This window comes from Psychrobacter sp. 4Dc (assembly GCF_002836715.1).
Taxonomy (GTDB): Bacteria; Pseudomonadota; Gammaproteobacteria; order Pseudomonadales; family Moraxellaceae; genus Psychrobacter.
In genome coordinates this window covers 1-11,450 of record NZ_PJAT01000002.1, presented here as the reverse complement: position 1 = coordinate 11,450, position 11,450 = coordinate 1, and the positions used below count along the sequence as shown (strand labels likewise).

Annotated in this window: 9 protein-coding genes; 2 read left to right on the top strand and 7 right to left on the bottom strand. The window is 43.9% G+C overall.

Translation table 11 applies throughout. The annotated features are described in order from the left end of the window. Positions 1-60: 60 nt before the first annotated feature. Complete coding sequence (gene alc, locus CXF61_RS00435; RefSeq protein ID WP_319830342.1) at positions 61-1,155, top strand: allantoicase; 1,095 nt, start codon at positions 61-63, stop codon at positions 1,153-1,155. After that, a complete protein-coding gene (locus CXF61_RS00430) occupies positions 1,155-1,730 on the top strand; it encodes an ureidoglycolate lyase (RefSeq protein WP_165596753.1) in 576 nt (191 codons plus the stop codon). Before alc ends, CXF61_RS00430 begins: the two co-directional genes overlap by 1 nt. Here the strand turns inward: CXF61_RS00430 and CXF61_RS00425 are convergent. The 7 genes from CXF61_RS00425 to CXF61_RS00395 form a co-directional block, all read right to left on the bottom strand. Continuing rightward, positions 1,688-2,260, bottom strand: a complete 573-nt coding sequence (locus CXF61_RS00425; protein WP_165596752.1) for an IS630 family transposase — start codon at positions 2,258-2,260, stop codon at positions 1,688-1,690. The genes CXF61_RS00430 and CXF61_RS00425 overlap by 43 nt on opposite strands. Further along, positions 2,187-2,537, bottom strand: coding sequence for an IS630 transposase-related protein (locus CXF61_RS00420; RefSeq protein ID WP_165596751.1), 351 nt, complete (start codon positions 2,535-2,537; stop codon positions 2,187-2,189). The genes CXF61_RS00425 and CXF61_RS00420 overlap by 74 nt, the downstream gene beginning before the upstream one ends. Positions 2,538-2,695: 158 nt before the next feature. Next, complete coding sequence (guaD, locus tag CXF61_RS00415) at positions 2,696-4,102, bottom strand: guanine deaminase (protein ID WP_165596750.1); 1,407 nt, start codon at positions 4,100-4,102, stop codon at positions 2,696-2,698. 104 nt (positions 4,103-4,206) lie between these two features. After that, positions 4,207-5,178 carry an XdhC family protein gene (locus CXF61_RS00410; RefSeq protein WP_165596749.1) on the bottom strand — a complete coding sequence of 324 codons (972 nt, stop codon included), beginning with the start codon at positions 5,176-5,178 and terminating at the stop codon, positions 4,207-4,209. Beyond that, positions 5,171-7,744 (bottom strand): xanthine dehydrogenase molybdopterin binding subunit, encoded by a 2,574-nt coding sequence (gene xdhB / locus CXF61_RS00405; RefSeq protein ID WP_165596748.1) that lies wholly within the window; start codon positions 7,742-7,744, stop codon positions 5,171-5,173. The genes CXF61_RS00410 and xdhB overlap by 8 nt, the downstream gene beginning before the upstream one ends. 95 nt (positions 7,745-7,839) lie before the next feature. After that, positions 7,840-9,558, bottom strand: coding sequence for a xanthine dehydrogenase small subunit (locus CXF61_RS00400; protein WP_165596747.1), 1,719 nt, complete (start codon positions 9,556-9,558; stop codon positions 7,840-7,842). A gap of 919 nt (positions 9,559-10,477) precedes the next feature. Beyond that, a complete protein-coding gene (locus tag CXF61_RS00395) occupies positions 10,478-11,095 on the bottom strand; it encodes a flavodoxin family protein (RefSeq protein ID WP_165596746.1) in 618 nt (205 codons plus the stop codon). Positions 11,096-11,450 lie beyond the last annotated feature (355 nt).

Sequence of the window (11,450 nt, the reverse complement as noted above, 5' to 3'; positions counted from 1 at the left end):
ATAAACACCATTATTAAAAAAGGAATCATTGTGAGTCAAAACACTTCAGAAGTTGGACAAATTATCTCCGCAAATAATCTACCTGATACCCTGCCAGCATTTACCAAAAAATCAAACGTCGCTGACAGTCGCTTGGGGGCAAAATCACTATTCGCCACCGACGATTTCTTTGCGGATAAAAGCCGTATTCTAAATCCTGGTGCACCTATCTTTGTCGTGGGTAAGTTCGATGACAACGGTAAGTGGATGGACGGCTGGGAAACTCGTCGTAAACGCCATTTGGGTTACGATTATTTAGTTATCCAGCTTGCGCGCCCAACCAAAATTGCTGGTCTCGATATTGATACCAGTCACTTTACAGGTAATTTCCCATCTTCCGCCAGTGTCGATGCTCTATACGCGCCAGAGCTACTACAGCAAGATGAAACTGAACTTACCAGTCTAAGCAAAGAAGACTGGGATGGTAAAAACTGGCAGGCGCTAGTAGGTATGACCCCGCTTCAAGGTCATAACCATGAGCTTATCGAGATTAATAATGAGCAAACGGTAACCCATATTCGTTTAAACATTTATCCAGATGGCGGCGTTGCCCGACTACGTGTCTATGGTGATATCCAACTTGATGCCAGCCTAAATACACAAGGCGAGATGCTTGACTTGGCAGGCGCATTAAACGGTGGTCGTGCCATTGCCAGTAACGATGCACATTTTGGTGCGGCTAGTAATTTACTACTACCAACTAAAGCGCCTAACATGGGTGATGGTTGGGAGACTCGTCGTCGCCGTGAGCCAGGCAATGACTGGTGCATCATCGCGCTAGGTCAAGCAGGTATCGTTGATTCCATCGAGATAGATACTGCTCATTTTAAGGGTAATTATCCTGATAAAGTCTCGATTCAAGCCGTCTACTCACCGAATACACCAGAGCAAACTTTAGTGACTCAAAGTATGTTTTGGGATACCTTGCTTGAGCCGCAAAAAACGAATGCTGACGACGCTCATCACTTTGGTAAAGACAAGCTTCAGATAGACCAGCCTATCACTCATATTCGGGTCAATATCTTCCCAGATGGTGGTATCAGCCGTGTACGCGTGTATGGCAAAATTGTTGAGGCTAATACTGATGCTGGTGCTGACAGTAAAGAGACGAAATAATGGGTGTCACTCTAACGGCTAAGCCTTTGACTAAAGCAAATTTTGCCCCTTATGGCTCGGTCATCGAGCGCTATGAAGCCTGTGAGCAAAATGCTGACAATACTTATGAGATCAATAATGGCTATGCGGTTCGTCACCATGCACTTGCCGAAAGTAAACTAGACGGTGGCTCAGTTGGTATGAGTATCTTTCGAGCCAAAAAACGTGAGAATCCGATTGCGCTCTCGGTCATGGAATACCATCCGCTTGGGACACAAGCATTTGTATCTATGGAAGGGCAAGACTATATAGTCGTCGTCGCCAAAGCTGGCGTGCCGCCGCAGTCTGCTGACGATCTGGCCGTGTTTTATGCGAAATCTCACCAAGGTGTACAGTACGATGCTAATGTCTGGCATCATCCTCTACTCGCGCTTGGGCGTGACAGTGATTTCTTAGTTATTGATCGTATCAATGGCGAGGGTAATAACTGTTATGAGATTGATATCACGGATTGGCATGTGTTTATTGAGTTAAAAGGCGAATGCAACTATAGTCAGTTCAAAATAAAACTGTTATGGTCAGGACAAATATCATAAAACAATTTGGATAAGTCATTTTCCATCCAGCCTTGGCGTAGAAACTTCACCTGAGCCCATTTCTTTTCGATAGGGTTCAGATCAGGGCTGTAGGGTGGCAGCCATAGAATACGATGACCATGCCTATTAAGTAGCTTTTGAATACGCTTACTCTTATGAAATCTAGCAATATCCATCACAATCACGCATTTAGTTTTAAGACTTGGAATAAGTGTGAACTTGCACCAGTCGTAGAATATGCTGCTGTCAATGTTGTGCGTAAAATAATCAATTGCAAACAGCATCTTTTCATACAGAGCACCGATAACGTTGGTTCGCTTTTTACCTTGCCAATTGTAGCTATCAATACAAGGTGTACCAATTAATGTGTACCCATGAGAGCGAATAGTCTCGTACTCAAAGCCGCTTTCATCCATGTAAACAACGGGATAGCCTTGTTGTTTAAAGATATCAAGCTTACTGTGGTATATCGCTCTTTTGATCGGACACGCTTTTGGATGCTCTAAGGTCTTTTTTTTGACTGATACCAAGGCGCTTTAGGGCATGATAAATGCCTGTTTTACTACAGTTTAGACGACGTGCTCGCTCATACTGGTAATCATCAGGATATTCTTTGACATCATTAAGTAGCACGTCATCTGGTATTTTATAAGGTTTAGTTTGCCTTGTTGTTTTACTATGAACACGTCTCTTCCAGTTTTGTATGGTGGTTGGGCTGAGATTGTAGAACTCAGCTGCCTCGGCAAAGGTCATACCATCATCTAAGCTTTTTAGTACTTGTTTGCGAAAATCTAGTGAGTAAGTCATGGTCTTTATAATAACAATTGGGTTTGATTATTAGTTTATAACACTTTTAGGTGGGATTGACTATAAGCTGTCATTAAGCACAAATCAATTTGATAAAAGCCCTGTTTATGTTTAACATAAACAGGGCTTTTTCTTTATTCATATTTTTCGCTAATTTATTAAGCAGTTGATTTACGATAACGACTCACGCCTGCGATTACCGTCTGATCAATTACTCTATCATCGCCTAGCATCATTAGCACAAACAACTGTTCTTCCAGTGTCTTGGTCTGCGCCATACGTCGCTCAAGCAATTCCGTTGCACCCATATCGATGACCACAAAATCCGCTTCTTTATTTGGCATAAAGTTACCAATTTTATTATCCAATAATAGCGACTGGGCATTACCCAAAGTAATTTGGTATAGCCCTTGATGAGCGGATAACTGATTGCTTTGTAGTTGTTGGATTTTGTACGCTTCTGACAGAGTCGTCAGCATCGACAGACTTGTCCCTGCTCCAACGTCAGTGGCGATACTGACACCGGTATAACTTAACGTTTTGGGTAAATCGAATAGTCCACTACCCAAAAACAGATTGGACGTCGGACAGTGTGATATCTGCGTACCAGTCGCACGCAGACGCTCATACTCAGATATTTCAAGGTGAATACCATGTGCCAAGGTAGTGCGTCGACCCAGTAATCTCATATCATCATAGACATCGAGATAGCCTTTATGAGTGGGATACAGTTGTTTCACAAAGGCTATCTCATCATGATTTTCTGCTAGATGCGTCTGCAGATAAACACTCTCGTAACTGGCATACAGCTCACCTGCCATTTGTAGTTGCTTGGGTGTCGAAGTAATAGCAAAGCGCGGGGTAATCGCCACATGTTGGCGGCCGCGCTCATGCCAATTATCAATGATGTTTTGGGTATCTCGAATGCCCTGCTCAGCAGGTATACACAAATTATCAGGCGCATTTTGATCCATCAAGACATTACCCGTGATCATGCGGGTGTTAAGCTTGTGACTTTCCGTAAAAAATGCATTCACTGATTCAGGGTGACTGGTAGAAAATACCATGGCGCTCGTTGTGCCATTGGCTAGCAACTGATTTAAAAAGAACTGCGCTGTGTCATGTGCTACTTTTGGATCGCCAAAATTGGCCTCGGTAACGAAAGTATAATTATTAAGCCAATCAAGTAATTGCTCACCGTAAGCAGCAATCATATCTATTTGCGGATAATGCACATGGGTATCAATAAAGCCTGGCATGACAAGTTTGTCGCGATAATCATGTACTTTGACTACTGGCTGTTCTACTTGCTCAGAGGTATTAGCATATTTCGCTAATATTGTCTCGTTATGACCATACTCTACAATGCACCCTGTCACATCATCTACGACAAGCGCACCATCAGCGATATATTCAGGATAAACCTGTACACCTTCAATCACTGGTAGCAACGTAATGTCTCGTTCCACAGCTAATGTCTGTGAATGATCAGAGGTTGCACGCTCAGTACGATCGCTTTCGGTCAAGTAGTGTAGCAGTCGAGCTTGATAGATATGTAGGGTCATTCGTAGATCTCACAATGGCTTGGTAGTCCTGAGCGTTTTGATAAATAGTACTAAGCGCTTTAATGATTTAATAAAAAGTATAAAAGTTATATGGAATGAGCCGTTCAAGAAATAGCCTGATGATACTGCTGTAGGAGCTGTGCCACGATAGAAACCGCCACCGCCATCGGCTCTTTTCCGCCAATTTGTAATCCAATCGGCATGACCAACTGATTCACCAGTTGCTCACTGTAGCCACGCTGAATCAAACGATCTCTAAAACGCTTGGCTTTGGTTGCCGAGGCAATGCAACCTATGTAAGGTGTCAAAGTATCTGAGCATTTATCACGTGATGCACTCATGTCAGAAATAGTATCTAATGCCGCCCGTACTAACTCAAAATCAACACTATGATCATGAGTCATAACCAGAATAAAACGCTGACCACCCTGTTCGATAAATGGGCGTACAAAATCTACAGGCTCATCATCGATATGCGGACGGATATGCGCTGGTAAGTTATAAAGTGTGGATTGATTAGTAGTAGATTCATCAACTAAGTAACGCTTAAACATCTCTGGGCGACTGTCTACCCAATCTACCTGACAAGGTAGCTCAGCGAGAATGGTCATTAACGCTGATGCCACATGCCCTGCACCAAACACTAGTACTGACATCGGCGGCGTTACGTTGAAGCATTCGAACATAACGGTGACGCTACCGCCGCAACACTGTGCCAACTTTGCACCTAGCGGGTAGTGCTTGGTGTAGACAGCATCACGGCGCACTGCTTTAGAAGGTATTAACGTGCTTTCACCGTCAGTTTCAGCGACTTTTGGTTTTACTTCTTTTGTTACCGTTGCCGCTATTTCACCATTCAATAGCTGCCGTGCCGTATTGACAACGTCGTGCTCTAGACCGCCGCCGCCCAAGGTGTCTACGATACTATCTTGCGTGACAATCATTTTTGCCTGTAGCGCTCGAGGAGCAGATCCATTCACAGCCACGACCGTCGCCAACACGTGAGCAATGCCTTGCTGCTGATATTGCGCTAGACCTTCATACCAAACGACTGGCGGTGCTAACGACTCATTCACTGTGCGCAGGACCTCTTGCCCCTGCTACATTTGGATGCTCTATCGCGTTAGGCTGATCATCGGTTTGTTTACCTTCGACTTCTTTTGGATCGATGTCTTTAGCATGACGTACGTCTTGCGGCATTGCTTTTTCGTTGTAAAGGTCACTGTTCTCTTCTGCGCCTTTTACTAAACTATCAATCGTGTCTGTATCTGCTTTAGTTGTTAAATCCCACGACGTGCCTTGCATGCGCATCACTGCTTTTAGTACAGCTTCTGGCGTCGCAGGCATGGTCAGCTCTGGATTCTTTCTGTAATCGCCAAGGCTCGCGACCGCATTATTAAGGGCACACCAAACACTGGCTGCCAACATAAACGGCGGCTCGCCAACGGCTTTAGAGTTATAAATCGTTTGTTCTTCGTTTTTGCGATCGTACAATTTGACATTCCACTGCTTAGGTAAGTCATGCGCGGTTGGAATTTTATAATTAGCAGGACTATCAGATGCGAGCTTTCCTTTATCATTCCAGATCAGCTCTTCTGCCGTGAGCCAGCCCATACCTTGCACAAAACCCCCTTCAATCTGACCGATATCAATGGCAGGGTTGATCGATTGTCCTGCATCATGCAGCACATCACAGCGTAGTACTTGGTACTCACCTGTCAACGTATCAATCTCAACCTCAGCACAGGCAGCACCGAGTGCAAAGTAAAAGAACGGACGTCCCCATGCTTTAGAGCGATCATAAAATATCTTAGGCGTTTTATAGTAGCCAGTAGACGACAAGCTGATACGGTTCTGGTACGACAGTTGAATCATCTCAGCAAAAGTCAGTGTTTCTTTATCGCCAATATAGACATGGTTCTTTTCAAAGAGTATGTCTTCTTGCGCCACTTCGAAATGCTCAGCAGCAAATTCAAGTATGCGAGCTTTAATGCTTAGACAAGCGTTCTGTGCTGCCTTACCATTAATGTCTGTACCTGATGACGCGGCAGTTGGTGAAGTGTTAGGCACTTTATCCGTACGTGTCGCTGATACTTTGACTGTATCCAGATCAACGTCAAATTCATTGGCAACAATTTGGGCAATTTTAATATATAAACCCTGCCCCATCTCCGTACCACCATGATTGAGATGGATACTGCCATCAGTATAAATATGTACCAATGCACCTGCCTGATTGAGCGTTTGCACTGTAAATGAAATACCGAATTTTACTGGCGTTAAAGCAAGACCCAAACGTTTATCACTGCCTTCAGCGGCAGCTTTTTGATTGGCTTCTATAATTTGTTGACGGCGATTGTCATAATCGCAATCGTCTGCCAGTTTGGTCATGATGGTCGCTAAATCAAAATGCTCAATCGTCTGACCGTAATGCGTGCTTTGACCATCTTGATATAAGTTTGCTAAGCGCACTTGTAGCGGATCCTGCCCCAGCGTATAGGCAATATGGTCCATCATATATTCAGCAGTCATCAGACCTTGCGGACCACCAAACCCTCGATAGGCAGTATTGGATACGGTATGCGTCTTGCAGCGATGCCCTGCCACATGAGCAGCTGGATAATAATAGGCATTATCACAATGAAACATCGCTCTATCGACGATGGCATCAGACAAATCTGGCGCATAGCCACACAAGCCAGCCAGCTGCATATCGACGCCCAATATACGCCCAGACTCGTCTAAACCAACCTCATAACGGTTGGCAAACTCATGACGCTTACCCGTCACCACCATGTCATCTTGACGATCTAACCGCATACTGACAGGGACATTATGGCGTTTGGCGATGATACCGCATAGACACGCCCAAGCAGCGGCTTGCGTTTCTTTACCACCAAACCCGCCACCCATACGGCGCACGACTGTGTTTACCGCATGAAATGGCAAGTCTGTCACTTCGGCGACCAGCTGCTGTACTTCGCTTGGATGCTGTGACGACGTGTACACCTCTAGCCCGCCATCATCACACGGCACCACATAAGACACTTGGCCTTCGAGATAAAAGTGCTCTTGCCCGCGCATATGAATATGACCTTCAATGCGAATCGGTGCGTTCTCGAGCGCAGTCGCCGCGTCACCACGCTTCATAAAGTGACTCGGACGCACAAACAACTCTTGCTCTAACGCTTTATCTATACTAAGTACCGCTGGCAATGGCTCATATTCTACTACTGCTTTAGTAGCGGCTTTTTTGGCAGCACGATGACTGGTAGCCACCACTACAAATAGTGTCTGACCCACATACTCTGTGATGTCATCCACCATCAGTGGCTCACCGTCGAACACCGCACCGATATCCGTCTGCGCAGGCAAATCTTTAAAACTTAAGACATCTACCACCCCATCCGCATCTCTAACAGTGCTCAAATCCATACTCAATACACGTGCGTGAGCGTGGCTGCTTTTACCTACTGCCAGATGTAGCGTGCCTTGCGGTTTTGCAATATCATCCACATAAGTCGCCGTCCCCATGACATGACTAATCGCACTATCATGCTTAGCCGAGGTACCAATTTTGTTTTTTGGCGGACGCACGCGGCGGATACTATAACTGTCAAATAAGGACGAATGATGGCTCATGGCGGATCTCTTCTATTAGGACGCTTTGATTAATGCTCTTTTATTCTTGGCAAATATAACGATTAGGCGGTATTAGCAATTTACAACTCTGCTAGTTAAGCAGTCTCAGTCTGTCTATCTGCTACCAACTGCTTACCGCACTTCACCAGTAGACGCTGTACCACATGTGAGCGATATTCACGGCTGGCTCTGACATCGGTCATAGGCGTAACGTCTGCAGACAAGACTTGTGCTGCTTGCTCAAAACTCGCAACTTTAGCAGATTGTCCCACGAGCGCTTGCTGACAGGTTGTGGCTAATAACGGTATGGCAGCCATGCCACCAAGCCCAAGCTTTGCATTCTCTATCGTCATGCCATCTGCTGATACATCGATTCGCGCAGCCAATAGACACGCTGAAATATCATCTTCGTAGCGTTTGCTAATTTTATGAATAAATAAGTGCTGATTGTCATGCATCAGAGGAATATGGATAGCGACTACGTAACTACCTGCTTGCAGTTTGGTCTTTTTATAATCTAAGAAAAACTCTGATAACGGTATGATCTCATCCGTACAAACCGAATCACTACTATCTAAATCATTATCTGATTCTTCACGATTAGGCGCGCAATGACGCAGATGAATTGACGCATCTAACGCCAATAAAATCGGTGGTAAATCACCAATTGGAGAAGCGTTGGCTATATTGCCGCCGATGGTGCCCATATTACGGATTTGCGGAGAAGCAATGCGCTCAAATACTTGCGCAAAGCTTGGAAAATACTGCTCAAGCACAGGTAACATCTGCTGATAGCTCATGCCAGCACCTAATACTAGTGATTGGCTAGGAGCTTGCTCGTTATCTAACCCTTCATTGCTTGAGTCAGACTTTGCGTCAAGTAATGACCATGATTTTAGTGCCTCGACACCTGAAAGCTGGATAATGACCTCGTGATCAACCAACTGCTGGGTTACACTCAATCCCAAATCCGTACCGCCTGACCAAATCGTAGCCTGCGGATAGGCAGCTAATACCTGATTGAGTTCATCTAGTGACTTGGGCATATATAACTGTCGCCCAGCATCACTGATTGCAGGGGCAATCGCTTTCGACTCTTCATTCTTTAATTCGACGTTATCTGGCACATTTTCAGATACTGTTGATTCTTTTGTACTGCTCATCGCATCTGTGGATAGACTGATAGTCAAGTCTTTCACTGCTGACTGCTCTGCTTCTCTCTGCTGACCGATATCACTCATCAGTAGGCCCGCCTCGATAATCGGACGATAACCTGTACAGCGACATAGGTTGCCAGAGATTGAAGCAACCACTTCATCATAGCTTAGTTGCTTGGCATCACTCTGATTTGCTGCTTCTGGACTTGTCTGCATACGATTGTTTTCATAAACGCAAGCCAGCGACATCACAAACCCAGGCGTACAAAAACCGCACTGTGATCCGTGACATTCAACCATCGCTTGCTGCGCTGGATGCAGCAGAGCACGTTCTGGATGATGCTCAGGATTATCTGCTAAATAAGAAGCCGTCATCAGATGATGACCATCCATAAGCGACACTAGCGTAATGCAGGAGTTAATCGTATAGAACGGTGGCGTAGCATTTTTTCCTTCGCCATTTTCATCATTAAGCGCTGGCTGGCTAGCGTTAGGCAGGCGCTGAACCATCACAGTACAGGCACCGCAATCACCACTACCACAGCCTTCCTTGGTATCCGTTTGGCCTTCATGCAATCGTAGATACTCAAGCACCGTCGTATTAGGGTTAAGCTGGGTTAGCTCGTGGCGTTTCCCATTTAAGTAAAAACTAATCATAGCAAGACTCGGCTAAAATAAAATAATGAAGATAAGCATAAGGCTTAAGGAGTTTGACGGCTTAAATGCTGAAAGTAAGCATTTGGTTTACATCATGCTGCAACCGTTCAAGTACGGTTATTCTGTTTTATTTGATAATACATTCTTAAGAGATAAAAAATCTAGGACAGCGCACTTTTTATATCAAGTAAGCTGGTTGCAAATATCAGCATTCATCGAACAATTTTGTTAGAAAACTCGTACTATACGATACTTGACTATTTGGTCAGCTTTCAACATATTATCACTATTCTTGTTTATAACACAACCCGTTAAAATGCCTATAGATACTATCGAACAGTTGGCAAATAATTGGTGAATAACTTAAATCTAAGGGAATATCTATACGGTTTGTAGATTTTATTCATTACTCAGCCACTCAAAACCAGACACTGTTTTTATAAATATTTCTAATTTTATACATAGTGAATAATAAAGCTGAGCGTTAGATAAGCCATACTATAAACAGCGAGATAGCCTGCGTAAAAACAGTACCGAATACATATATCGCCTTTAAACTGCTATCAGCAGCTGATTTTTATATATAATGTCTGCAAATAAGCCTGACTCTTCACTGTTGTGACTTCTAATGATAAGTAATCGTGACATATCGTTGGGCTAAAATCGTTTTTGAGATATTACTATGAAGTCATTCGCCTTTACCTATTTCCTAGTAGCAACGATGCTATTAGGAGGTTGTCAATCATTTCAATTCGTTGACAGTCCTATCCCTGTGAAGCCTGCCCCTCCTAAGCTTATTGCTCCATGAAAAGCCTAGCGCTTAATAGCACTTATCGCTCGATAAAAATTGGGCACAAAAAAAGCAGACATCGATAATGTCTGCTTTTTTATTCGATCGCTCTGTCGGTTCTAGCTGTTTTTAACGCTTAGTGTCAGCTGGTTGATGCTTAATAATCGTTTTGGCCAGATGATCACCAAACCAAATAGCAGTATCAATATCGCCCGAACCTGGTGTCTCTTCAGGCGGCCCATCAAGCGACTGAGTCATTAGACCCAAAAAGCTAGACAGGCGGTTTAAGTCATGAGCCTCATGACCTGTCGGCATCAATGGCAGACCAATCCAGTTCATACCATGTTGCATCGCATATAGAGAAATCTGCTGCAATACAGCAAGTTTATCACCGCTCAGGCCGCCCGAATTGGCAAACGCTGCTGCCCATTTACCCTCCCACTTACGATGATACCAACGCTTAGATGTCTCATCCATAAAGGTCTTAAACTCAGCCGTCACGCTACCCATATACACTGCACTACCAAAAACCAGCAAGTCTGCTTGATCTAAGTATTCCCAATCAACATCATAAACATCGACAGCCTTGGCTTGCGCTTCTGGCAATTGCTGATGCGCACCTTGTACTATCGCCTCAGCGACACGCTTGGTATGACCATAATTACTATGGAAGATAACAGCGATTGAGACATTAGGCGCGTTATCAGTAGATGTAGAGGTGTTAGACGATTTAGCAGGTGTATTCATACGTACTCTAATAATAAATAATTGGTTGAATAGTAAAACTTACAAAATATTGGATATTTAGCCACAGTTGACAGTTAGTGGCCTCATTTTCACTGATAAATCCTTATCGATAGCTCAAGCTCTCGAACTGTCAGGTGATAGAGCAATCGCATAATCTATATACCGCAATATATATATGCGATGAACTTCATTGAATTCAAGCCCATTGTATCAGACGTACTTTTGTTTTTAAGTTATTTATTAAAGTCCGACTAATCAGAGCACATATATTTTTAATATATTTTGTATAAATGGATAAGTCGCATTAACTGATAATATGACATAAAAAATTCCTGATACCTGATAAACCTATAAT